Source organism: Xenorhabdus sp. TS4, assembly GCF_014467265.1.
GTDB classification, from domain to species: Bacteria; Pseudomonadota; Gammaproteobacteria; order Enterobacterales; family Enterobacteriaceae; genus Xenorhabdus; species Xenorhabdus ehlersii.
This window is the reverse complement of the sequence record NZ_NKHQ01000006.1, coordinates 19943-46431: the sequence shown is the minus strand read 5'-3', so window position 1 is coordinate 46431 and position 26489 is coordinate 19943. Positions and strand designations below refer to the sequence as shown.

Sequence of the window (26489 nt, the reverse complement as noted above, 5' to 3'; positions counted from 1 at the left end):
TTGATTATCACCACTTAAAACAAGGTAAATTAAAATCTAATTCATTGATTTATAAATCTCTTGCAGAGACTCTGAATCAAATTGCAGTAATAGAGAGTCGATAATGCATTCTTCAAGTTGACAGAGGGTTGGGTGGGAAAACAGTTGATGAATAGATAATTCAACATCAAATGTTTGTTTGATTTGTGACTGTAGCTGTAGCACTAACAGTGAATGCCCGCCCAATTCAAAGAAGTTGTCATAGCGGCTTACCCGATCCAGTCCCAGTAACGCTTGCCAAATGGCGGCCAACTGCTCTTCGGTTTCGCCTTCTGGAGCTGCATATTCACGGGTTGATATGGCAGCATGATCGGGAGCAGGCAGAGCCTTGCGATCGAGTTTGCCATTTGGAGAGAGAGGAAACGCCTCCATCACTACAAAGGCACTCGGTATCATGTAATCGGCAAGATTTCGGCTTAATTGCTCACGCAGTTGAGAAATGCTCAGTGTGCTATCCTGATTTGGGATCAAATAGGCAACCAGTCGCTTGTCATTGGCTCCATTTTCACGGGCAACAACTATAGCTTCACGAATGCCGGCACATTGGGTCAGGCGGGTTTCAATTTCACCCAGTTCAATGCGTAATCCGCGAATTTTGACCTGAAAATCATTGCGTCCCAGATAAGTGATACTGCCATCCGGTAGCCAACGTCCCAGATCGCCAGTTTTATACAGACGAGCAGCAGGATCGGTATTGAATGGGTCGTTAATAAAACGTTCAGCAGTCAACTCAGGCAGGTTCAAATAGCCACGGGCAACACCCACGCCCCCGATATAAATTTCCCCCGCCACACCAGTTGGAACAGGTTCTCCGTAGGTATCGAGAATATAGATTTGGATATTGGCAATAGGATGCCCAATCGGCACTTGCCCGATATAGCGATCCGGAACACATTGCCAGGCAGTGACATCAATGGCCGCCTCCGTGGGTCCATATAAATTATGCAGTTCACTGTGAGGCAAATGGGACAGACAGTGTTGTTGCAAGGCATAGGGCAACGCTTCCCCGCTGCATAAAATTTGGCGCAGAGAAAGGCAGCGTCCGGCCGGAATGTAATGGAGAAAACTTTGCAACATGGAAGGCACAAAATGGATCGTCGTGATATGACGGTTTTCTATCTCTTCCAATAAATAATGCGGTTCTTTGTGACCGCCGGGGCGAGCCATCACTAATTTAGCCCCAAACATCAGGGGAAGGAAGAATTCCCAAACAGAAACATCAAAACTAAACGGCGTTTTTTGTAAGACACGATCTTGCGGGGTTAATTGATAAGTATCCTGTGCCCAGAGCAAACGGTTAACCACACCGCGGTGCTCATTCATCACGCCTTTGGGTAATCCCGTTGAGCCAGAAGTGTAGAGTACATAAGCCAGATGACGCGATGTTAGCCCTAAATGAGAAGCCTCTAAGTTATCATCGTCTTGACGGGCAATATTGGCCTGAATGGTTGGATTATCTAAAAACCAAACAGGAAGTTCGGTCACGGGCAATTGTTTTTGCAAGCTATGATGGGTCAGCAGAACCACAGGTTCACTGTCTGACAGGATATAAGCGAGCCTGTCTGTGGGATATTCAGGATCGAGTGGCACATAAGCAGCCCCCGCTTTTAAAATCCCTAACAGACTAATGACCATATCCAAACTCCGCTCCATGCAAATGGCGACGCGATCATCTGGATGAATTCCCGCTGCGACAAGGGCATGAGCTAGCTGGTTAGCTTGCTGATTCAATTCCATATAACTGAGTTGAGTATTTCCATACAGCAGTGCAATTGCAGTTGGGTTGCGTGCTGCTTGTTGCTCAACAAATTGATGGATTAAGGCGTGTTGTGGGAAGGGTTTATCCGTGTTGTTAAAATCATGAAGGACTCGCTGACGTGCCTGTTCATCCATCAATGGCAAACGATCAATTGTTTGCTGTTCATCATCGACTATTGCTTCCAGCAGAGTTAAGAGGTTCTGCATAAGCTGGGAAATGAATGCTGCATCAAATATTGCAGTATCGTAATAAAAGGTATAACCGATATGATCGCCGGATTCTAAGACATTTATCATCAATGGAACGGGAACATCGGCATAGAGAGGATATGAGAAAGACCGCAACTCTGCATTTCCCCACTGTACCGTGACATCGTCATCTTCCGCCATCCAGAGGGTGGTCAGGTCACCGATATATCTGGCTTTTTGGAATATCATGACTGTCTGGAAAACGGGATGAGTATCTGCATTGCGTTGCAGTTTCAGTTGTTCCAGTACCTTGGTGAACGGATATTTCTGGTTTTCAATACCCTGCCGGATGGTCTTAGTCGCTTGTGTGATATGTTCCTGTACTGTCATATCACCGTTTATCTGGCAGCGTAAAGCAACCGGATTGATAAATTCACCAACTAATTTTCCCCAACGAGCACGGCCTCTTCCCGGCAAGATAGAACCGATAATGACATCATCCACTTCGGTATAGCGGCTCAGAAGAATTTGGTAGGCGGCCAGAAAAACAGCAAACAGGCTGTTATCATATTTTAGGGCCAGTGCTTGCAGCTTATGTGTCAGTGATTTGTTAATTATTTTCTTTAACGATATTTTTCCTGTGGTGGGCAGAGTGCTGTTTTTAGGCGGCCATTGCGAGACAGCCAAATCACCCGCCAATGTATTTTGCCAGTATTGTTGTTGTTTTTTAGCGCTGGCACTTTTTAGCCATTGTTGTTGCCATTCCACATAATCGTGGAAACTATTTTCTGGTGCGGGTTTCAGGGGTTTTGCAGAGAGCAGAGCATCAAGTTCATCTAACAGTATCCAATAAGACCAGCCATCAACGGCCAGATGATCAAAAGTCAAGACCATTACACTTTCTTGTTGATTGCGCTGATACCAACTGGCATAAACCCGCAGCGGATGGGCTAGATCAAACATATGCCAGCAATCATCTTGAACACGCTGCTTAAGCGTTTCTTCGCTAAGATGTTGGGCATCATGTACTGTAAGTGTGATTTTAGCGCTGTCTGCGATGCAATAGCCTAATTCGCCGTGGTATAGTCCAAAACTTGCCCGCAGCATTGGATGTCTTTGTACCAATTTGTTGAGAGCCTCTTCTAAACGCTTAGCCGTTAATCCTTTAATGTGAGCGCAAAATGCACTATTATTCTGACCGCGTTTGTCAGGGGCAATTTGATATTGAAACCAGCGGCTGCGTTGAGCTTCTGATAAAGGGAATGATTTCAATTTTTCAGGGTAATTCATTCTATAGATCCCTTTTTATGGGTACATTAAAAAATAAAAACATGAGAACTGATAAAACAAAAATCACACTTAGGTTTAAACAATAAAAATAACTGACCATTCTAATAAAAAAGAACAGTCTTATTTTTTATGTTTATTACAAAATTAGATAATTTTACATTAAATGATTTTGTTACACATTTCTAATAATGTTTTTCTAATGTGTCTAATTTTATTATAGGTATTATGTGATAAATTTTATTGCCATTGGTGATTTTTTTGTTCACTTTGTTGCTCAAGTTTTTTGGGGTATATAAAGTGAAATAAGAGCCTGTTTTATCAGGCTCTTTGCTATAAGCGTTATTTCATTTTATTGAATATAATGGTCCTTATGATCAACTTCTTTAATATGACCATCCTCTAATTTAATAATGCGGTCAGCTATATTAAAGTAAGCATCATCATGACTAATAACCAGGACAGTTTTACCTCTGGCTTTTAATTCTGGCAGCAGCTCAGTATAGAATAAGCGTTTAAACATGGGATCCTGGTCGGCTGCCCACTCATCAAACAGATAAATAGGACGGTCTTCTAAGTAAGCTGAAACCAAAGCCAGTCGTTTCCGTTGGCCTGCGGAAAGATTTGTGGTGGAAAATCCGCCATCAACGATTTTAACTTTGTGTGCCATGTTTAATGCTTCAATATAATGTGTTGCTTTTTCAGTGACATTCGCATCGCTGTTGAGTAACTGCTCAAATAGATGGTAGTCAGAAAAAACGGCAGCAAAATGTTGACGATAATGTTCATTATTTGCTGGTGTTACTTGTACACCATTCAGTGAGATAGTGCCGGATTCTTGCTCAAACAGGCCAACAAGCAACATGGCGAGGGTTGTTTTCCCACTGCCATTCCCACCGACAATAAAAACAATTTCGCCTTGCGATATTTTCAAACTTAATGGGCCGAGTGCAAATTGGCGATCTTCTTTATCCGTTGTGTAATGGTGGACAACATCTTTCAGTTCAATCTCGAGTGATTGTTGCTGGTTAAATGGGTTCGTGCCTTCAACTTGTACTGACAGGGCTTCTTCCAGTTGGCTATCAAGACGCCGCATTTTATTCAATGAAACTTCCGCCTCTCTCAGTTCTGGGATTGCGCCAATAACTTCACTGATTGGGCCTGATAAGAAGAGAACAAGCAGCGATACAGTAACCAATGTTGATGGTTCTTGGGGAAGCCAAATCGGGACAACAAAAATAATGATACCAATCATGACATAAAATGTAACAGAACTGGCATTAATAACCCAGGCATAGCTGGAGTTGGCTTTAATACAGATCTCCTGGAATACTTTGGCGGCAGGAGCAATCACTTTATTAATGAAAAGATTTCCTTTTTGTTTATTGAGTTGCAGTTCTTTACTACCATCAATCAGGCTTTGGAAATTAAGATATATTTTATCTATTTGGTCACGCATATCTGTCATTAATTGTAATGGGTATTTTTCCCACAGATAAAACACATACATGCCGATAAGACTGAGTGCCGCTAAAATGAGAAACAGTTGCCAGGACATCCAGGCTAAATAACCGAAACAGGCTATGATTAGGGTGATATTGCCAAAAACAGAAGGGGCCAACATAAAGGAATGGACGAAAACATCGACGTCTTTGGTTAAAACTGCTAATAAACCGTGCCGTCCAAGTTTATGCAGTTTTTTGAGTGGTGCCCGCAAAATTTTATTACTCAAACTTAGACGTAATGAAAAAATAGTGGATTGGGCTAAGTGAGATAATGTAATTTCTGACACGGTTTTAGTAATAAAAAAGATAAAACAGACGCCAAAAAAGCTCCAAAGAAATGTAATTAGATTAATTTCTTCTGTTACTCCTTGACTGATCATCCCGACTATCGAAGCACCGGCAAACCCACTAATTAATGCGCTTATTGTCGATACCAACAGTAATACCCAAGATTGACGATATAAATAAGCTATTAGAGTCATAAAAAACAAGCCATTGTCGAAGGTTATAATTAATATGAAAATTCATATATCTGCTTACTCAATCCACTATGGTTATTTTTTTCTTATAAAACTGCAAGTGTGATTTATGGTATGGCAATATTAATAAATATAATTGTGATAAAGATTAATAGCAATATTAATGATAACTACATGTAACTAACCAGGTGAATAATTTGAAGGATTTTGAGGAATACTATTTTTTCAGAAATCGCTCCCCTTTTAAGGGATAGGAGATAGCATAGGTATAGTACAAAGAGGTTTAGGTTGGGTTTCACTCTAAAGCACTAAAAACGGATAGAATAAAATTAATTGATTGATTTTAAACAATAATATTTTTTATAGGATAAAAATTACTAATTGCAAATACATTTTTTAGTTTATGGGAATAACTTATAACCATTATTTTTGAATAATTATTAAACAATAATACTCCCTCTCCACTATCTTCAATTCCATACTTCTTTTTATTTATTTTTTTATGCATAAACGATGCATAAATTGAAAAAAATGCATTTTTATAAATTGTGAAAAACATCATAAAGTAAATCAATTGTGATTCAGTTGTGTTGACTTTGTTAAATATCAAAGGAATTATGAGGTCAATTCATGATCAAACAAGATCGAAATAATTCATTGAGAGCTTATCGAAACAATGAATTGATAACTTAAATAAGACCAATTATTAAAGGTTAAATTTAATAATATATAAAATTATTCTTATTTTTTTATACCTTAATCATTTGAGGAAAAACAAATGTTAAACACGATTCAAAGAAATTGGTTTGACCAGTATATGGTTCCCTGTTTTTCACCTGCAAATTTTATCCCAGTCGTTGCTAAAGGCTCGCGTGTCTGGGATCAGAATGGTAAGGAATATGTTGATTTTGCTGGTGGAATTGCTGTGAATTCACTGGGCCATGCCAATGATGAATTAAAGAATGCATTAAATGTTCAAATGGAGAATATGTGGCATATCGGTAATGGCTATACAAATGAACCTGTTTTAAAACTGGCGAAATCTCTGGTTGAAAATACATTCGCAGATAAGGTTTTTTTCTGTAATTCCGGAGCGGAAGCGAATGAAGCGGCATTAAAAATTGCCAGAAAATATGCGCTGGATAAATATGGAAATCATAAGAACGAAATTATTTCATTTGAGAACTCCTTCCACGGCAGAACATTATTTACTGTGACTGTCGGAGGGCAACCTAAATATTCTCAAGATTTTGCTCCACTACCGCAGCAAATTACTCATCTGCCATTTAACGATATCGACGCTATCAAGGCTCATATATCAGCAAAAACCTGCGCTGTGATCGTTGAGCCGATCATTGGCGAAGGGGGGGTGATCCCTGCCGAACCGGCATTTTTAAAAGTATTACGGGAGTTATGTGATCAATATCAAGCGTTACTGATTTTTGACGAAATTCAAACGGGTATTGGTCGTACTGGGTATTTGTATGCCTACGAGGGGGGTGGGGTAGAGCCGGATATTTTGACCAGTGCCAAAGGGCTTGGTGGTGGATTCCCAATTGGCGCCATGTTGGTTAGGCAACATATCGCAGAGGCTTTCCAGCCAGGGTCACACGGCACAACATTTGGCGGCAATCCGCTGGCGGCAGCCGTTGCTAACAAAGTCGTTGAGTTGGTGAACCAACCGGAGTTTCTTGCAGGGGTACAAGAGCGTCACCATGAATTTATGCGGCGGATGTCTGAGCTTAATCAGCGTTATCAGGTATTTAGTGAGTTGCGTGGTAAAGGGCTATTGTTGGGAGCAGAGTTGGTTGAAAAATATCAGGGTAAGGCGAAAAACCTGACCAATATTGCTGCGGAAGAGGGACTGATTGCTTTGATAGCTGGCCCCAATGTGTTGCGTTTTGCTCCTGCGTTAAATATCGAACAGCAGGATATCAATGACGGTTTCAGCCGCCTTGAAAACGCCCTCAGGCGATTTGTTCAGGAATAAAGCCGATTTGAGGTGATATCATGATGCTATTTAGATCCGTTCAATATGAAGATTTAGAGGATATCCTCAATCTTTCGTCCCGTGCAGGAATTGGCCTGACGACATTACCCAATAATCAGGAATATCTGACGGCACGGATTTCACGCAGTATTGATTCTTTCAACAATGCAAAGGGACGAGCACAACAAGGATTTTTATTTACCTTGGAAGACACGGAAAAGCATCGTGTTGTTGGTGTTAGTGCGCTGGAAGTTGCTGTTGGGCTGGAGGAACCTTTCTACAATTTTCGCATACATCGATCAGTGCGAGCTTCCCGCGAATTGGGCGTCTATAACACATTTGAAACGCTGACTGTTGGGCAGGATTATACCGGATGCAGTGAATTGTGTACGTTGTTCCTTGATCCCGATTATCACGGGGGAGGCAATGGTGTTTTTCTTTCCCGCAGCCGCTTTTTGTTTATTGCCGCATTCAGGCATCTCTTCCCGAAATGCATTTTTGCGGAAATGCGTGGCGTGGCGAATCAACAGGGTGAATCGCCATTTTGGGATGCCCTGGGGAAACATTTCTTCAATGTTCCCTTTGCTGAAGCTGACTATCTGACTGGCATTGGCTCCAAAACGTTTATTGCAGAATTGATGCCATTTCATCCGATTTATGTGCCTTTGTTGCCAGAAGAAGCACGCCAGACCATTGGCCAGGTACATGAAAATACGCTGCCCGCCCGTGCTATTTTGGAAAAAGAGGGATTTGCTTATCACGATGCGGTCGATATTTTTGATGCGGGCGCTATCTTGGATGCCGAGATTGACAATGTACGTACAATCAAAGCCAGCCGGCTTGTGCATGTGAAAAGAGACGACCAGGTTTCCCGATCACAGGGTGGCGTACAATGTATTGTTTCTAACCTGAATTTTCAGGCATTTAAAGCACTCCTTCTGCCTGTTTCTGAGCCGCTAGATAGCGATGAATTGCTGCTTACCTCCGCAGAAATGGAGGTGTTGCATGTGGATGATGGCGATCTGGTACGCTTCGTTTCTCTTTTTTCTTAAGTGTTTTCACAATTAAAGGCTTTGTCATTAAGCGCTGTTGCAATTGAGGAATTTCGTAATGAATCATCAAGCAAATTACATTGGCGGTGAGTGGATAGCAGGGAAAGGTCTACCTGTCGTTAAATACTCTCCTGTAGATCAGCGAGTTTTATGGCAGGCAAACGGCGCTTCTGCCGATCAGGTAGATGCAGCCTGCCAATTCGCCCGCAAAGCGTTTCCTGCATGGTCTGGATTGGCGATTGAAAAACGGATTGCAATTATTCAGACATTTGCTGATTTGCTGGCCCAGGAAAAAGAAAAGATTGCGCAAGTGATCAGTGAGGAAACCAGTAAACCTTTGTGGGAAACACGGACAGAAGTCCAATCTATGATAGGTAAAATCACCATTTCAATTGAAGCATGGGAACAACGAACGGGGTATTCCGAAACATTGATGCCAGACGGGAAAGCGATATTACAGCATCGTCCTCATGGAGTAATGGCTGTTTTCGGTCCCTATAATTTTCCGGGGCATTTACCGAATGGACATATTGTCCCTGCGCTAATTGCCGGTAACACATTGGTGTTCAAGCCCAGTGAATTGACGCCAATGACGGCGGAGAAAACGGTGGAGTTATGGATTAAGGCGGGATTGCCTGTAGGTGTGCTGAATTTGGTTCAGGGGGGCAAAGAAACTGGCGGTACTTTGCTGAATAATCGCGAAATTGATGGTGTGCTGTTTACAGGCAGTGCGGCAACAGGGTTCCACTTCCATCGTATATTGGCGGGTCAGCCAGAAAAAATGCTGGCTCTGGAGATGGGAGGCAACAATGCGCTGATTGTGGACGATTATGATGACATTGAAGCTGCAGTTTATACCATCGTCCAGTCGGCATTTATTTCCGCAGGGCAGCGCTGCACTTGTGCCCGCAGATTGCTGGTGAAGCAGGGAGAGAAAGGCGATGCGTTAATCCAGCGGTTAGTTGATGCCACAGGCCAGATTGTGCCAGGCCATTGGAATGCTGATCCTCAGCCTTTTATCGGAGGGGTCATCTCTTTAGCGGCAGTGGAAAGTTTGCTGGAAGCCCAAACTAAGTTATTAGCCTTAGGGGGGAGATCTTTGCTCACCTTAACCCAGCCTGATCCGAACTCAACGTTTATGACACCCGGCATTATTGATCTCACCGATGTCAAAGATATTCCTGATGAAGAATATTTTGGCCCTCTGTTAACAGTGAAGCGCTATACCACTTTCGATGAAGCCATCTCAATGGCAAATGATACCCGATTTGGGCTGGCAACTGGGCTAATCTCTCCTGACGCCAGCCTGTTTGAGAAGTTACTGCAAGAGGCGAGAGCGGGGATTGTGAATTGGAATAAGCCGCTGACAGGCGCATCCAGTAAGGCACCGTTTGGTGGTATTGGGGCATCCGGTAATCATCGCCCCAGCGCTTATTATGCAGCGGATTATTGTGCCTGGCCGATGGCTTCCCTGACTACTGAAAGTTTGGTTTTGCCTGAAACACCTGCACCAGGGCTTAATTTTTTCATCAATCAATAGGATGGCAGAGGTGATTATGTCAGGAGTTGAAGCAAATTTTGATGGTTTGGTGGGAATGACTCACCATTATGCTGGGCTATCAACAGGTAATGAAGCTTCCATGAATCATCAGGGTAAAGAATCTAATCCTCGCAAAGCCGCACTTCAGGGATTAATGAAAATGAAGGCGTTGTCTGATATGGGGTTAGTACAGGGGGTTTTACCCCCGCAACAGCGTCCTAACCTGCCTGCATTGCGCCAACTAGGGTTTATCGGCAGTGACGAACAAGTATTAAATAAAGCCGCACAATATTCTCCGTTGTTGCTGTCTAACCTCAGTTCTGCCTCTTCTATGTGGACAGCAAATGCGGCAACGGTTTCCCCTTCAGCAGATAGTGCGGATCAATGTGTCCATTTCACGGTGGCTAATTTAAATAACAAGCTGCATCGTTCGCTGGAAAACCCCACGACTTCACGGGCTTTGAAAGCGACTTTTCCTGATCAAAATTATTTTGTTCATCATGATCCTCTGCCACAACATGCGGATTGGGGAGATGAAGGTGCGGCAAACCATAATCGTTTTTGCGGCGAATATGATGAAGCCGGCGTACAGTTATTTGTCTATGGTCGCAAGGCATTGCAGGAAGGAATTACACCTAAGCGTTATCCCGCCCGGCAGACATTGGAAGCAAGTCAGGCAATTGCTCGTCTACATCAGCTTGAAGGATCCAGGATCGTATTTGCCCAACAAAATCCCGTTGCCATTGATAGTGGTGTGTTTCATAACGATGTTATCGCAGTTAGCAACCGTAATGTCCTTTTCTATCATCAGCAGGCTTTCTTAAATCAGCAATCAGTATTGACTGAGTTGAGAGAAAAAATGGCTCGGATTGGACACACCTTGGTGGCAATTGAAGTGCCTATGGAGCAAGTCACTATTCAGGATGCGGTCGAGTCTTACTTGTTTAACAGCCAGTTGTTGAGCCAGCCAGATGGCAACATGATGCTGATTTTACCGGAAGAGTGCCGTCAAAATCACAATGTCTCAGCTTATTTGCACGAGTTGATTGTGAAAGGAAATTCTCCCATCAATAAACTCCATTTTTTTGACTTGCGGGAAAGTATGCGCAATGGCGGCGGGCCGGCTTGTTTGCGACTCAGGGTTGTTTTGAACGAACAAGAGTTAGCTGCGGTAAATCCAGCTACCTTGATGACACCAGAACTGTATCAACGCCTGACGACATGGGTTGAACACCATTATCGGGATTCCTTGTATGCGGCTGATCTTGCTGATCCGCAACTATTAAGGGAAGTCTATTCTGCCCTTGATGAACTGACGCAGATCCTCAAGTTGGGCTCGATTTATGAGTTTCAGAATTAATCAGGAGATGAAATGGATTTACTGACTTTATTGCTTGAAAACAAAATCGAAAATAACTTGTGTTTTCCATCAGCTATTCAGTCATCATGGTTGGCAGAAGGCGTATTGCAGTTATTACCGCAAAGATCATCAAAACCCGCCGATACATTGATTATTTCCTCTGGAATTCATGGCAATGAAACGGCACCTGTGGAAATACTTATCCAGTTATTGTCACAACTGGCTCAGGGAAAATTGCCATTGCAACATAACCTTTTGCTGATATTTGGCAACTTACCTGCCATGCGGGCAGGGCAGCGGTATATTGATAATGATCTCAACCGCATGTTTGGTGGTCGTTATCAAAATTTTCCTTTGGGGAATGAATCGAAGCGTGCAATGGAATTGGAGTCTGTTATCCGTCGATTTTTTCATGAACCTGCGGTGATGGCATCAACGAAACATCGGCACCTCGATCTTCACACTGCAATCCGAGGTTCCTACCATGAACAGTTCGCGCTATTGCCATACCAGACACGTGAATATGCTGCGGATTTTTTACAATGGCTGGAAGATAGCGATCTCGATTCCTTGGTATTTCATAACACCGTAGGGGGAACGTTCAGTAACTTTACCAGCGAACATTTCAATATGGATAGTTGCACGTTAGAAATCGGTAAGGCACTGCCTTTTGGACAAAACGATCTGGCAAGATTCAGCAATATTACCATAGCGTTGCAGGATTTGATCGCCGGTTTGTCTTGCGGCAAACGAGCTAAACCGGCGCTTAAACGTTATCATGTGGTTGATGCAATTATCAAACAACATGATAGTTTTCAGCTCAATATTCCAGAAGATACGAAAAACTTTACTGAATTACCGGAAGGTTTTGAAATCGCCCGCCAGCAAAATCAATCCTGGAAAATCGGGTCTCCAGCAAATTTTATCCTGTTTCCTAATGCCCGTGTTGCTATTGGGCTACGGGCAGGATTGTTGTTAGAGAAATTAACCTAAATCAATTCATAAAACAGCAAGCCGTAGAGGTTATTGATGACGAGATCATTAAAAACACCTGTGGAACAATCCGCCGGTGAGCAGAAACTTCACCGTGGATTGGGTAAGCGCCATGTTCAGTTGATCGCAATTGGTGGCGCTATTGGTACAGGATTGTTTATGGGAGCAGGGAAAACCATCGCAGTATCAGGGACTTCAATTATCCTGACTTATCTTTTGATTGGCTTTTTTGCTTTTATGGTAATGAGAGCAATGGGCGAACTATTGCTCACTAAATTGGACTATAGAACGTTTGCTGATTTTGTCGCAGATTATCTTGGGGATAAGGCCAGCTATTTTCTGGGATGGACTTATTGGATGAGCTGGATCGTCAGTTGCATCGCAGATGTTGTGGTATGTGGTGGCTATATTCAGTATTGGTTTCCAGACAGTTGGCTTTGGTTAACGGCACTGTTTATTTTGGGCTTGATGTGCCTGTGTAATTTCTTTTCAGTACGGCTGTTTGGTGAAGCGGAATTCTGGTTTGCCATGATTAAGGTGGTGGCGATAGTTGCTTTGATTGTCGTTGGCATTGGCATGGTTTTTGTGGGCTGGACTTCACCGAATGGTGTGACCGCTTCTATAAGCCATTTGACGGAGCCAGAAGTCTTCCTGCCCAATGGCGTATTTGGATTTCTGGCCGGTTTTCAGATTGCCATTTTCTCTTTTACCGGCATTGAACTGGTTGGCACAGTGACGGCTGAAACCAAAGAACCAGAGAAAGTTTTACCAAAAGCTATCAACAATATTCCGATCAGGATCATTATCTTTTACGTGCTTTCCATGATGTGCATCATCGCTGTTACCTCATGGCCACAGATTTCACCGGAAGTTAGCCCCTTTGTGACACTGTTTGCATTGGCAGGACTACCGGCAGCGGCTGCGGTGATTAATTTTGTAGCCCTGACTTCGGCGATGTCCTCGGCCAACAGTGGATTATATGCCTGTACCCGTATGCTTTATGGTTTATCCACGGAAAAGCTGGCGCACCGCAAATTTGGGCAACTTTCAATCAACAGTGCCGTTCCCATTTTTAGCTTGATATTTTCGGTGCTTTGCATGGCAAGTGGCGTATTCTTGCTGTTTATTATTCCCAATGTCATGAAATTATTTACTATTGTTACGACCGTGGCAGCCATCATGGTTATTTATAGCTGGTGTATGATACTGATTGCTTATCTGGCTTATCGTAAGAAACGTCCTGATCTGCATAAAAAATCTATCTATAAAATGCCAATGGGTATTCCCATGACATGGTGTACCTTGATCTTTTTTGTCTTTACGGTGGTGATCATGGTGTTTGATTATGACACCCGTATTGCACTGTATGGTACGCCAGTGTGGTTTGTGATATTGGAAATTTTGTGGCGCATGCGGAAAAATCGCGAACAGCAGGGCATGCGGGATGAAATGGTAAATTAGTCGTTATAAAAAATAGCCCCACGCTAACAGCATAGGGCTATTTCATGTTTATACAGCCAGAAAATTATGCGTTTTCTTGCTGAGTTGCCTGAATTGCAGTCAGTGCAACGGTATAAACGATATCATCAACCAGCGCGCCACGGGACAGATCGTTAACTGGTTTGCGCATACCTTGCAGCATTGGCCCGATGGAAACCAGATCCGCTGAACGTTGTACTGCTTTGTAAGTGGTATTACCCGTGTTCAGATCTGGGAAGATGAACACGGTTGCCTGACCTGCAACTGGTGAGTTTGGTGCCTTGGATTTCGCTACATCTGCCATGATAGCTGCGTCGTACTGCAATGGGCCATCGATGATCAGATCTGGGCGTTTTTCCTGTGCCAAACGGGTTGCTTCACGCACTTTTTCAACATCGCTGCCTGCACCAGAATTACCGGTGGAGTAAGAGATCATCGCAACACGAGGCTCAATACCAAATGCTTTGGCAGAATCCGCAGATTGGATCGCGATTTCGGACAGTTGTTCTGCGGTTGGATCTGGGTTGATGGCACAGTCACCGTAAACCAGCACTTGCTCTGGCAGCAACATAAAGAAGACAGAAGAAACCAGAGAGCTATTTGGTGCTGTCTTAATTAACTGCAATGGTGGGCGGATCGTGTTCGCTGTGGTGTGTACTGCACCGGAAACCAGACCGTCAACTTCGCCTTGTTCCAGCATCATAGTGCCCAGAACCACGTTGTCTTCCAGTTGTTCGCGGGCAACAACTTCGGTCATGCCTTTGTTTTTGCGCAGTTCAACCAGGCGTGGCACATAACGTTCACGTGCTGATGCTGGGTTGATGATTTCAATACCTGCACCCAGTTCAACGCCTTGAGCCGCAGCTACACGACGGATCTCTTCTGGATCGCCCAGCAGGATACATTCTGCAATGCCACGTTCAGCACAAATAGCCGCTGCTTTGACGGTACGTGGTTCGTCGCCTTCTGGTAGAACGATACGCTTGCCAGCCTGACGAGCCAGTTCGGTCAACTGATAGCGGAATGCCGGTGGTGACAGGAGATTTGGACGCTCTGATGCGGCTGCCAGAGAATCGATCCACTCGCTGCTGATATGTTGTGCAACGTAGTTTTGTACTTTTTCGATGCGCTCGTGGTCATCGGCTGGAACTTCCAGACTGAAACTTTGCAGGTTCAGGGAAGTCTGCCATGTATTGGTTTTCACAGTGAAAACAGGCAGGCCAGTATTGAATGCACGTTCGCACAGCTCACGGATAGAATCATCAATTGAGTAACCACCAGTCAGCAATACGGCACCAATTTCAATACCGTTCATGGCTGCCAGACATGCAGTGATCAGGACGTCAGGACGGTCAGCAGAAGTCACCAGCAGAGAACCCGGACGGAAGTATTCCAGCATGTTAGGGATGCTGCGAGCACAGAAAGTCACAGACTTAATGCGACGGCTTTCGATAGCCCCTTCATTGATAATGTCCGCTTTCAGGTGCTTAGCCATATCAATCGCACGGGTAGCGATCAGGTCAAAACTCCACGGGATGCAACCGAGAATTGGCAGTGGGCTGTTTTTAAAGATAGTTTTTGGATCGACGTTGGTAATCGTCGCTTTAGTTGATTCGTCAAAGATCTCGGATAAATCTGGGCGAGTACGGCCTTGGTCATCAACCGGTGCATTCAGTTTATTGACGATAACACCGATAATATTTTGGTTCTTGCTGCCACCGTATTCAGCACGGCTCAGTTCAATTCGTTCTTTCAGTTGCTCTGGGGTGTTAGTACCCAGGGCAGTCACGAACACGATTTCAGCGTTCAGTGTTTTGGCGATTTCATAGTTCAGGGATTGGGCAAACGGATGCTTGCGAGTCGGAACCAAACCTTCGAGCAGAACCACTTCCGCATCTTTGGCGTTTTCGTGGTAACGCGCCACGATCTCTTCCATTAACACGTCTTTTTTGTTAGTGGTCAGCAGTGATTCCACATATGCCATATCCAGAGGTTCAGCAGCATGAATGCTGGCATGTGAACGGATAATCGAAGTAGTTTGATCCTGGGAACCAGTGTGACGTGGTTGTGCGATAGGTTTGAAAACGCTCAGACGAACGCCTTTTTGCTCCATGGAGCGGATAACACCCAGGCTGACACTGGTTAAACCAACGCTAGTGTCAGTAGGGATTAACATAATTGTACGGGACACGGAAACCTCTTTAACGGTTGCTCGTCAGTCAATAAATGTGACTCAGTGCGATATATTCGAGAAAACCGCCGGCAATAGCAATGCTGGCGGCTCTAAAATCATGCTGATTACGCAGTCAGACGTGCTGAATCCTGAGCAATAACCAATTCTTCATTGGTTGGGATAACCAGAGCAGGACGGCTGTTATCTGTAGTGATAACGCCTGATTTGCCGAAGCGAGCGGCAAGGTTACGCTCGTGATCATATTCGAAGCCGAGCAGAGCGACTTTCTTCATGGTCAGTTCACGAACCAGCGCAGAGTTTTCTCCGATGCCACCAGTGAAGATAATTGCGTCCAGACGGCCTTCCATCAGCGCGCTGTATGCGCCGATGTATTTAGCCAGACGGTGGCAGTAAACATCCATAGCACGTTTAGCATCAGCTTTGGTTTCGTAGTTGTCTTCTACGTAACGGCAATCGCTGGTGACTTCGGTCAGACCTAAGAAACCAGACTCTTTGGTCAGCAGGGTGTTGATCTGAGCAATGCTCATGCCCATTGCATCGTGCAGATGGAATACGATAGCGGGATCGATATCACCACTGCGGGTTCCCATGACCAGACCTTCCAGTGGGGTCAGGCCCATAGAAGTATCAACACACTGACCGTTGACAATGGCAGAAACAGAACCACCGTTGCCCAGGTGGCAAGTGATGACATTCAGTTCTTCAACGGATTTGTTCAGCATTTTGGCTGCTTCACGGGAAACATAGAAATGGCTGGTACCATGTGCACCGTAACGACGGATGCCATGCTCTTTGTACAGGTTGTAAGGCAGTGCGTACAGGTATGCTTCTTCAGGCATAGTCTGGTGGAACGCGGTGTCAAATACGGCAATGTTTTTCTCAAGTAGATGAGGGAAGGCTTTTTTCGCTTCAGCAATACCGATCAGGTGAGCTGGGTTGTGCAGTGGTGCGAATGGAATAGCCGCTTCAATGCCTGCGATAACTTCATCGGTGATAACCACGGAAGAAGTGAACTTCTCACCACCATGAACAATGCGGTGACCGATGGCTGAGATTTGTGCAGAAAGTTCTGGTTTTTCAGTCAGGAGAGTATTAACAATGAAGTTCAGTGCTTCGCTGTGTGCTGCGCCGGCACCTAAAGCAGCTTCGTTTTTCGCGCCATCCATTTTCCATTTAATACGGGCTTCAGGCAGGCCAAAGCACTCTGCTAAACCAGAAAGATATTCTTCACCATTGGCAGGATCGATGATAGCGAATTTCAGGGAGGAGCTACCGCAATTAAGAACCAGTACCAGCTTACTTGACATGGAAATACCTATTATCTTGTTGTGATCTAATCTTAAATAAGAACAATGTTAAAAATAAAATAATTTGTTAACAAACCGAACCCAATTGTTGCGAAAAAGGGCAAAATTCCTGTTTTGCTACTGCAACAACATAAAAGTCTGTGTAGGATACCGTTTGCTAGCAATAAAGACAAAATATACTTAATAGTATTAATACTACAAAAAAGATTTTATCTTTTGTAGGGATTTTTTAAAAACTATACCTTTAATTGATTGAGGTCATGATGAACACGACACCGCCTGTTAGCCAGGGTTGGTTCAAGCGTATGCAATTAGGACAGCAATATTTGAAAACCTGGCCACTGGAAAAGCAACTTGCGCCTGTTTTTCCTGAAAATCGTGTGATTAAGGCAACTCGCTTTGGTATTCGGTTTATGCCGCCGTTGGCAATTTTTACTTTGACATGGCAACTCGCTCTGGGTGGTCAATTGGGGCCATCGGTGGCAACAGCACTGTTTGCCTGTAGTTTGCCGTTGCAGGGATTATGGTGGTTGGGAAAACGGGCGGCGACACCATTGCCGGAAAAATTATTGCATTGGTTTTATGAAATTCGGGAAAAATTTGCCCAGGCAGGCATTGCCATGGCACCAGTGGAAAGTGCCCCGACCTACTTTTCACTGGCTGAATTGCTTAAACGGGCTTTTAAGCAATTAGACAACTCTTTTCTTGATGATATTTAATCCCCAGGAGTCATGTGGGGTAAGTATCTTATTACCATATGATGATTAACAAATAGTGACGTTTGAAGGAGTCGGGTTTGGTTCTGAAATGTAGAGGCTTTTTATTCGATTTGGATGGTACTCTGGTTGATTCATTGCCTGCGGTTGAGCGAGCATGGATTCAGTTTGCCGATAAAATGGGTATCGAGAGAGATGAAGTGCTGAATTATGTTCATGGCACGCCGGCGATCTTATCACTCCGGCATTTTATGCCAGATGCGAGTGAAGAGGAGATCGCCGGCACTTTCAAATGGATTGAAAAAATTGAAACAGAAGATACGGAAGGGATTACCGCTTTGCCTGGTGCTATAGCCCTGATTGATAAGTTGAACGCGTTGGATATTCCGTGGGCCATTGTGACATCGGGAACGGTTCCGCTTGCTTCTGCGCGTCATAAAGTGGCGGAATTACCGGAACCTGCCCATTGGGTGACGGCAGAATCTGTCACAAATGGAAAACCAAACCCTGAGCCTTATTTGTTGGGAGCTAAAAAGCTGGGATTATTGCCAGAAGAGTGTGTGGTATTTGAAGATGCTGCTGCGGGAATAAATGCCGGACTGGATGCGGGTTGTCAGGTTGTTGTCGTCCACGATTCACCGGATATTCCACGCCGCGATGAAATCCATTTGACGGTTAATAACCTGGAAGATATTGAGATTGTCAAATCTGGCAGTTACGTATCGATCTATACCGATTGAGACCCCCTAAATCAGGAGGTTCCTTGATCAGAACGAGGGATTTTCTCTGAGAAACATGGTCTACTTACTTTGTTAACGTTTGTACCTGTAGTCTTTTGATATGTAGTCTTTTGATATATAGCCAATCTGCTAATTGGCAGATTGGTCGTGCGGATAGTCATATTTGCAAGGTATCGTTGATAGAGGCCAAATTGAGTAGCGAACTATTGTGGGTATTAACCCTGCTATTGATAGCCATTGTGCTTTTCACCACCAATAAAGTCAGAATGGATGTTGTGGCTTTATTACTGATCATCACATTTGTCTTGAGTGGCACACTGACGTTAAGTGAAGCCACTGTCGGTTTTAGTGATCCCAATGTATTGTTGATTGCTGCCCTATTTGTCATTGGCGAAGGGTTGGTGAGAACTGGGGTTGCTTATCAGATGGGCGACTGGTTGGTTCGTGTCGCAGGTAACAGTGAAACCAAGATGTTGGTTTGGTTAATGGTATCAGTTGCCGGATTGGGAGCGTTCATGAGTTCTACGGGCGTTGTGGCAATATTTATTCCTGTTGTCCTGAGCGTGGCCGCCAGAATGAAAACCTCTCCGGGGCGATTGATGATGCCATTAGGGTTTGCGGGTTTGATTAGTGGCATGATGACCCTGGTGGCAACGCCACCTAATATGGTCGTCAATAGTGAGTTAGTGCGTGAAGGTTTGCGCGGTTTTGACTTCTTCTCCATTACACCGATCGGCATATTAGTGTTGATGGCTGGCGTGGTTTACATGTTAGTTGCTCGTCGTTGGTTAGGGGGGACAAACTACCAGGCAGCGGACAAGCGTTATCATCGGACATTTCGTGATTTGATACGTGACTATAAATTGTCTGGTCGTGCTCGCCGTCTGACTATCCGTCAAGGTTCACCTTTGGTAGGACACACATTGGATGAATTAGGGCTGCGTGCCCGTTATGGTGCCAATGTCATTGGTATTGAACGTTGGCGTAAATTCCGTCGAGTAATGGTGGCTGCCACTGGGGATATGGAATTGCAAGGGCAGGATGTCTTGCTGGTAGATATGTCGGATAGTGATATTGATTTGCGGGAATTTTGCCGTGAGCAACAGCTAGAACCGATGGTATTGCGTGGGGAATATTTTTCCGAACACTCCCGTAATGTTGGTATGGCTGAGGTTTCAGTGCTCCCTGAATCCGAACTTTTGGGGCAATCATTGCGTGATATGAAATTTCGCACACGTTATGGTCTCAATGTAGTGGGGATCCGGCGCGGGGGAAAAGCGTTAGAAGGGAAGTTAGTGGATGAACCTTTGTTGCTTGGTGATACACTGTTGTTGATTGGCGATTGGAAATTGATCCACGCGTTAAAAACAAAAACCCCTGACTTTATTGTGCTAAATCTGCCTGTTGAGGTGGAAAGTGCGGCTCCTGCGGCTTCTCAGGCACCTCATGCCTTATTTTGCCTTGCACTGATGGTTGCTATGATGCTGACCAATGAAATCCCGAATTTTATTGCTGCGTTAATTGCCTGCCTGCTAATGGGGAAATTCCGCTGTATTGATATGGAAAGTGCTTATCGTTCCATTCACTGGCCGAGCATTATTTTAATTGTTGGCATGATGCCTTTTGCACTGGCATTGCAGAAGACGGGAGGAATCGATCTCATTGTCCAGGGATTGATAGATATCGCAGGTAATATGGGGCCACGGGTGATGTTGGTGTGCCTGTTTGTACTTTGCGCCATGATAGGGTTGTTTATTTCTAATACTGCGACGGCCGTGTTAATGGCTCCGATTGCGATTGCGGCAGCGAATGAGATGGCTGTTTCTCCTTTGCCTTTTGCAATGATTATTGGTGTGGCGGCTTCGGCAGCATTTATGACACCGGTTTCATCTCCCGTTAATACATTGGTGCTGGGGCCAGGGGGATATCGGTTTGCCGATTTCGTGAAACTTGGCGTGCCTTTTACGTTAATTGTAATGGGGATTAGTGTCGCGGTGATCCCAATACTTTTTCCATTCTAATGTTTTTATCGGGCAGCTCCGCATGGCAGGGAGCTGCGTTATGATTATAGTTTAATATTATTGAATATTTCCATAAGTAATGATTATAACTCCAAATGATTAGGGTCGGATAATAATCTATAAGCTAATTTCATCGAGGGAGAGGCTGAAACTTGGTACAAACACATCCATAAAATAATCCATTTCTTCACTGCGACGTTCTGCCAGTGTCTTATCCAATCGTTTTTTGGCTTGATTAAACTCAGTATTACCTGCTGAGAGTTCCTCCAGGCATTTCAAGTAAGCGCATAATGCATCAGCTTGCTTGATAATATGGATTTCTTCTTCACTATGGTGATGCTCATCCAGGATGGTACGAAAATCACCCTGTAATTCAATCGGCAACATATCCAATAATTTTTGTTGGGCTATTTTTTCTATTTTCTTATATTCATGGGCAATTTGGGGATTGTAGTACTTAATTGGCGTTGGCAAATCACCGGTGATGACTTCGCTGGCATCGTGATACATTGCCAACAGGGCGATCCGTTCAGAATTGACATTGCCGTTGAATTTACGGTTTTTGATTATTGCCAAAGCGTGTGCGACAAAAGCAACCTGTAAACTGTGCTCTGAAACATTTTCTGTACGCACATTTCGCATAAGAGGCCAACGGCTAATTAATTTTAGGCGGGATAATTGGGCGAAAAAATGACTCATAGTTTCCTCTTGTAGCCAATTAATTTGTAGCAAAATTGTAGCGGAATAATATGATTAATTGTGAGCGGAGTATCTATAACTTGAAAAACAACGGGAATATTCACTCCTGGAAAATGCATTTATAGAAAAAATAGTGGCAAGTGAAGAAATAACTATTTACTTTGGAGAAGAGCCATCCCATTAATCTATTAATATTTAATGGGATTGGCTTTAATAAGGAAGATTATGCTTATTGGCGATAGTTACCAATAAAACGGGCAAATTTTTCAATTGCCATTTGCAAGTCAGTGACATGTGGCAGGGTGACAATACGGAAATGGTCTGGATCTGGCCAGTTAAATGCGGTGCCCTGAACCAGTAAAACTTTTTCCTGTAGTAAGAGATCTAGTACCATTTTTTGATCATCATAAATATTGAAACGTTTGGTGTCTATTTTCGGGAACATATAGAGAGCACCCATGGGTTTCACACAGGAAATCCCAGGGATCTGGTTAATTAGTTCCCATGCACGGTTGCGTTGTTCATAAAGTCTGCCACCTGGAAAAATAAATTCACTGATGCTTTGATAACCACCTAATGCTGTTTGGATTGCGTGCTGCATTGGCACATTGGCACAAAGGCGCATTGATGCCAGCATTTCTAATCCTTCAATATAATCCTTGGCCTGCTTTTTAGGACCATTCAGTGCCATCCAGCCTTGACGGAAACCGGCAACGCGATAGGTTTTGGACAGACCATTAAAAGTAACAGTAAAGAGATCAGGCGCTAATGCTGCGATGGAGTGGTGCTGGGCATCATCGTACAGGATTTTGTCGTAAATCTCGTCAGCAAAAATAATCAGATTATGCTGGCGGGCGATTTCTACTATTTCCAGCAACAACTCTTTGCTATATACCGCGCCGGTTGGGTTATTCGGGTTAATAATAACGATACCACGGGTACGTGGGGTAATTTTACGGCGTATATCGTCTAAGTCAGGAAACCAGCCCTGTTGCTCATCACATAGATAGTGGACGGCATTGCCGCTGGAAAGTGATACTGCCGCAGTCCAAAGAGGGTAGTCAGGCGCAGGAACCAACATTTCGTCCCCGGTATTCAACAGGGCCTGCATGGATTGAACGATAAGTTCAGAAACACCATTACCAATAAAGATATCTTCAACGGTAACATCCAGCATATTTCTGGCTTGATAATGCTGCATGATTGCCTTACGCGCTGAATACAATCCTTTTGAATCAGAGTAACCCTGGGCTGTTGGCAGATTACGGATAACATCGACTAAAATTTCATCAGGTGCTTCAAATCCGAATGGCGCCGGATTGCCAATGTTTAATTTCAGTACCTTATTACCTTCTTCTTCGAGTCGTTTAGCTTCTTTGAGGGTATTTCCTCGAATGTCATAGCAGACATTATCTAATTTACTGGATTTATTAATGGAAAACATAGGGCGCCTTGACCTCTTTGGTAAAATGGATACTACCCGGCATAAAAAGTATGATGATCAATGTACTCTTCTCAGTCTATATTTTGAAGAGGCTTTGATATCTTTGGTTAAAATGGTTGTTTTAAGAATAAATGAATAAGTTTGCTCTCTGAATTATTGTATTTTATTGGTGTTTTATTTCACTTATGTGTGTTAGGTTAGAATTAAATTTTTCATAATGACGGGTTTTTAGTTGGCAAGAGAGACAGGAGATGACATTTTGACGCGGTTTTTGGGTTCATTTGTCGTTTTTTTCAGGAGCCCCAAATTGTCAATAAAAGTAAGAAGATTTGTATAATGTATTCTTATAATTTATCTTTATTGACCTAAAGTTAATTTAGGTTTTTATCATAGGATACTTTGACAAATTTTTTGAGTTTTTACCCATAGCATTTTTGGGCCTATTCAATAAAAATGTTAATTTATTAAAAATTCTAATACTATCTGATAATGTTAAGTGTTCCTGATTCAGATTAGGTTATTCTTTGAAGCAAGTCAGAAAAAGGATATTTGTACTGGAAATTCGTGATTATGTGATGTAAATAGGGTTTTATCTCTGACTTATTTTGGGATTGCATAATTTTTGTTAAGAAAGGAGAAAATAAAACCCATGATGATTTAAATAGTAAAAAAATGCAGTAAACCTTTGCCCTATTTAATAGAGTAGAGTAATGTCACAATTGGTATTATTTGATACTGCTGAAGTAAAAACACCAGGTTAGTTAGTAATTAAAATCAAAAAAAAGTGATGAATAAACAATGATAAATGCAAATCGTCAGATAATAAACCTCGATCTCGATCTGCTAAGAACTTTTGTTGCTGTTGCTGACTTAAATACTTTTGCAGCAGCAGCGGCAGCTGTTTCTAGAACGCAGTCAGCTGTGAGTCAGCAAATGCAGCGGTTGGAACATCTCGTGGGGAGAGAGTTGTTTGCTCGTCACGGCCGCAATAAGCTTCTGACCGAACATGGTCTTCAACTTCTTGGTTACGCACGCCAAATTCTGCGTGCCAATGACGATGCAACAGCATCATTAACTTACAATGATGCAGACGGTGAATTGAGAATAGGTGTATCAGATGACGCTGTTGATACACTGCTTCCTTTCTTATTGAACCGTATTGCCTCTGTCTATCCACGTGTGGCTGTTGATGTGCGTATTAAGCGCGCTCAGTTTATCGAAAGCATGTTGGATAACCATGAGATTGATTTGGCAGTAACCACAGCAAAAATCAACCACCATCCTAAAACGCTCTTACGTTCTTCGCCTGTTTTATGGCACTGTGCACCAGATTTCCAATTACAGACGAATGAACCTGTACCGTTGGTAGTGATGGATGAAACCAACCCTTTCCGCCAGATCGCTCAGGAAACGTTGGATATGTCAGGTATTTCATGGCGTATTGCGTATGAAGCTGCTTCCTTGTCCGCTGTTCGCGCGGCTGTGAATGCAGAAGTCGGTATTACCGCTCGCCCTCTGGAAATGCAGAATGCGGACCTGAGAATTTTAGGTGAAATTGAAGGATTACCACGTCTGCCGGAAATCCAATTCTTCTTATATCGTAATAGTAATGAACAGAATGAATCTGTTCTGACTGTTTTTGATGCAATAGAAAATAAGAAAACACCTTATACTGTAACAGCAGTTGAATCTGATGAATCCGACGAAATGGATGAATCTATCGACACGATTGAACCTATCAAATCAACTGAAACAGTTGATGAAAATTCCGTTGAAAATATAGACGAATAAGTATTATGTGTTTTATAGGCTAATATTTCCATTTTATTTATGGAAATATTAGCCTGTTGTTAATTACTTATTAATAATCCTCCCAAGTTTTCATTTCTATTTCTGATATTTCTAATAAGAAATATACCCTACTAATTTTCCTATACCTTTCGAATTTTAGTTAAAAGAATGTTGCTCTGTTAACAAATTTCATTTTCCTAACTTGATAAAATAAAACCATTTTCAGAAATAGCTCGCTTATTACACTTTAATCGTTCTTTCTAGAAACAATTCATTAAGGGTTGAATAAATTACATTCAAGTGTTGAATGTTTTTCAATGAAATTGTGCACTTGATCATAAAAATACCCCGAGCAGTACAGTGGAAAGACAGGTTTTTCCTGCGATAATGGTGTAGTAAAGTCGAGTTATCGGTTAGACTAGTTATGTCAGGAAGATTGTTTTTTGTACGACTGACACGTTTTAGCGGCATATCAGCACAATCCGTTAATTAATGGTTTGTGGTTTGTAAACAAATATGCAAGTGGTTTTGCCGTTATGGCAAATTTTGTTGAGAGGAATAAAAACCAAGATGATTCAAGCTATAAGATGCATTGATTAGCGTTGTTTCAGATTTGGTTATTATCCCTTCCCATGAATCGATGTGGTGCAACACTGCCGGCAAAAAGAGCAGACACCTTGACACCACTTTTGATGAGTAAGCAACGAGTATGTCTACATCCACTGGAATTTTAGCCCATCACTGGGCATTCGCGGTTTTTCTAATAGGTGCTCTTGGTTTGTGCGCATTCATGTTACTGGGTGGGTACTTCATGGGGGGCAGGGCGAAAGCCAGGGCAAAACACATACCTTATGAATCAGGTATCGATTCTGTCGGCAGTGCACGTTTACGTTTGTCGGCGAAGTTTTATCTGGTTGCCATGTTCTTTGTTATCTTCGACATTGAAGTCCTTTACTTGTATGCATGGGCCGTCTCAATCAAAGAGAGCGGTTGGCTAGGCTTTGCCGAAGCAAGCATTTTCATTTTGGTGTTATTGGCAGGTTTGGTTTATCTGGCGCGCATTGGGGCGTTGGATTGGACGCCAGCACGTTCAAAACGTCAGGTCAGTAAACCGAGTGCGGATACTTATATCAACACTACTGGCAATCATACCAACAACAGTCACATGCAGTAATAGCGAGGTATAAAGATGGATTATACGCTCACCCGCATAGATCCGAACGGTGAGAATGACCGTTATCCCCTACAAAAACAGGAAACTGTCAGCGACCCCTTGGAGCAACATGTTCACCGAAGTGTCTATATGGGGAAATTGGAACATGCTCTGCATAATATGGTGAATTGGGGGAGGAAAAATTCCCTGTGGCCCTATAACTTCGGGCTTTCTTGCTGCTACGTGGAAATGGTGACGTCATTTACCGCTGTTCACGATGTTGCGCGTTTTGGTGCAGAAGTATTGCGAGCATCTCCCCGTCAGGCTGATTTCATGGTGATTTCCGGAACCTGTTTCGTCAAAATGGCGCCCGTCATTCAACGCCTGTACGACCAATTGCTGGAACCGAAATGGGTCATTTCAATGGGAGCCTGTGCAAACTCCGGAGGTATGTACGATATTTACTCCGTAGTTCAAGGGGTTGATAAGTTTATCCCTGTCGATGTTTATATTCCTGGCTGCCCTCCTCGCCCAGAAGCCTATATGCAGGCGCTACTGCTGTTGCAGGAGTCCATAGGCAAAGAACGACGCCCACTGTCATGGGTGGTTGGCGATCAGGGAGTTTACCGTGCCAATATGCAATCAGAAAGAGAAAGAAAACGCGGTGAACGGATTGCAGTGAAAAATCTGCGTACTCCAGACGAAATTTAAGGCTTTTAGCCATATAGCGTAACCAGAGCAATGTGTTGCGAT

18 protein-coding genes are annotated in these 26489 nt (G+C 43.4%); 12 read left to right on the top strand and 6 right to left on the bottom strand.

Annotated features, from left to right (window positions below; translation table 11 throughout):
* Positions 1-36: 36 nt before the first annotated feature.
* Together Xets_RS04395 and Xets_RS04390 are read right to left on the bottom strand one after the other, a co-directional pair.
* Positions 37-3276: a non-ribosomal peptide synthetase gene (locus Xets_RS04395; RefSeq protein ID WP_187651213.1), complete on the bottom strand. Its 3240-nt coding sequence runs from the start codon at positions 3274-3276 to the stop codon at positions 37-39.
* A gap of 349 nt (positions 3277-3625) precedes the next feature.
* Complete coding sequence (locus tag Xets_RS04390; protein ID WP_099132008.1) at positions 3626-5260, bottom strand: cyclic peptide export ABC transporter; 1635 nt, start codon at positions 5258-5260, stop codon at positions 3626-3628.
* A gap of 775 nt (positions 5261-6035) precedes the next feature.
* Here Xets_RS04390 and Xets_RS04385 point away from each other — a divergent pair.
* Genes Xets_RS04385 through Xets_RS04360 form a run of 6 tightly spaced genes read left to right on the top strand, consistent with a single transcriptional unit; the run spans position 6036 to position 13653 of the window.
* Positions 6036-7247: an aspartate aminotransferase family protein gene (locus tag Xets_RS04385; protein WP_099132006.1), complete on the top strand. Its 1212-nt coding sequence runs from the start codon at positions 6036-6038 to the stop codon at positions 7245-7247.
* Positions 7248-7270: 23 nt separating this feature from the next.
* Positions 7271-8299, top strand: coding sequence for an arginine N-succinyltransferase (astA, locus tag Xets_RS04380; RefSeq protein ID WP_244208834.1), 1029 nt, complete (start codon positions 7271-7273; stop codon positions 8297-8299).
* A gap of 58 nt (positions 8300-8357) precedes the next feature.
* A complete protein-coding gene (gene astD, locus Xets_RS04375) occupies positions 8358-9839 on the top strand; it encodes a succinylglutamate-semialdehyde dehydrogenase (RefSeq protein ID WP_187651212.1) in 1482 nt (493 codons plus the stop codon).
* A 16-nt stretch (positions 9840-9855) separates the two neighbouring features.
* The gene (astB, locus tag Xets_RS04370) at positions 9856-11199 is read left to right on the top strand and encodes an N-succinylarginine dihydrolase (RefSeq protein ID WP_099132003.1); all 1344 of its coding nucleotides are present in this window, start codon (positions 9856-9858) and stop codon (positions 11197-11199) included.
* A gap of 12 nt (positions 11200-11211) precedes the next feature.
* Positions 11212-12192, top strand: coding sequence for a succinylglutamate desuccinylase (gene astE / locus Xets_RS04365; protein WP_187651211.1), 981 nt, complete (start codon positions 11212-11214; stop codon positions 12190-12192).
* 36 nt (positions 12193-12228) lie between these two features.
* Positions 12229-13653, top strand: coding sequence for an amino acid permease (locus Xets_RS04360; RefSeq protein WP_099132001.1), 1425 nt, complete (start codon positions 12229-12231; stop codon positions 13651-13653).
* A 64-nt stretch (positions 13654-13717) separates the two neighbouring features.
* On the opposite strand, the gene pta is transcribed toward Xets_RS04360, so the two are convergent.
* Both pta and ackA read right to left on the bottom strand, forming a co-directional pair.
* Positions 13718-15862, bottom strand: coding sequence for a phosphate acetyltransferase (gene pta, locus Xets_RS04355; protein WP_099132000.1), 2145 nt, complete (start codon positions 15860-15862; stop codon positions 13718-13720).
* A gap of 107 nt (positions 15863-15969) precedes the next feature.
* Positions 15970-17172 (bottom strand): acetate kinase, encoded by a 1203-nt coding sequence (gene ackA / locus Xets_RS04350; protein WP_187651210.1) that lies wholly within the window; start codon positions 17170-17172, stop codon positions 15970-15972.
* Between the two features lie 263 nt (positions 17173-17435).
* Between ackA and yfbV the strand changes: the two genes are divergently transcribed.
* From yfbV to Xets_RS04335, 3 genes are all read left to right on the top strand, one after another.
* The gene (gene yfbV, locus Xets_RS04345; RefSeq protein WP_099131998.1) at positions 17436-17891 is read left to right on the top strand and encodes a terminus macrodomain insulation protein YfbV; all 456 of its coding nucleotides are present in this window, start codon (positions 17436-17438) and stop codon (positions 17889-17891) included.
* A gap of 77 nt (positions 17892-17968) precedes the next feature.
* Entirely contained in the window at positions 17969-18628 is a 660-nt protein-coding gene (locus tag Xets_RS04340; RefSeq protein WP_099131997.1) for a sugar phosphatase, read from the top strand.
* Positions 18629-18819: 191 nt separating this feature from the next.
* The gene (locus Xets_RS04335) at positions 18820-20649 is read left to right on the top strand and encodes an SLC13 family permease (protein WP_099132148.1); all 1830 of its coding nucleotides are present in this window, start codon (positions 18820-18822) and stop codon (positions 20647-20649) included.
* Between the two features lie 117 nt (positions 20650-20766).
* On the opposite strand, the gene yfbR is transcribed toward Xets_RS04335, so the two are convergent.
* Together yfbR and Xets_RS04325 are read right to left on the bottom strand one after the other, a co-directional pair.
* The gene (gene yfbR / locus Xets_RS04330; RefSeq protein WP_099131996.1) at positions 20767-21348 is read right to left on the bottom strand and encodes a 5'-deoxynucleotidase; all 582 of its coding nucleotides are present in this window, start codon (positions 21346-21348) and stop codon (positions 20767-20769) included.
* A gap of 229 nt (positions 21349-21577) precedes the next feature.
* Positions 21578-22792, bottom strand: a complete 1215-nt coding sequence (locus Xets_RS04325) for a pyridoxal phosphate-dependent aminotransferase (protein WP_187651209.1) — start codon at positions 22790-22792, stop codon at positions 21578-21580.
* A 798-nt stretch (positions 22793-23590) separates the two neighbouring features.
* On the opposite strand from Xets_RS04325, the gene hexA reads away from it, so the two are divergent.
* The 3 genes from hexA to Xets_RS04310 all read left to right on the top strand — a co-directional run bounded on the left by hexA (position 23591) and on the right by Xets_RS04310 (position 26447).
* Positions 23591-24583 (top strand): transcriptional regulator HexA, encoded by a 993-nt coding sequence (hexA, locus tag Xets_RS04320; RefSeq protein WP_099131994.1) that lies wholly within the window; start codon positions 23591-23593, stop codon positions 24581-24583.
* Positions 24584-25292: 709 nt separating this feature from the next.
* Positions 25293-25757 (top strand): NADH-quinone oxidoreductase subunit A, encoded by a 465-nt coding sequence (locus Xets_RS04315; protein WP_074018583.1) that lies wholly within the window; start codon positions 25293-25295, stop codon positions 25755-25757.
* Between the two features lie 15 nt (positions 25758-25772).
* Positions 25773-26447 carry an NADH-quinone oxidoreductase subunit B family protein gene (locus Xets_RS04310; protein WP_047769419.1) on the top strand — a complete coding sequence of 225 codons (675 nt, stop codon included), beginning with the start codon at positions 25773-25775 and terminating at the stop codon, positions 26445-26447.
* Positions 26448-26489: the final 42 nt, after the last annotated feature.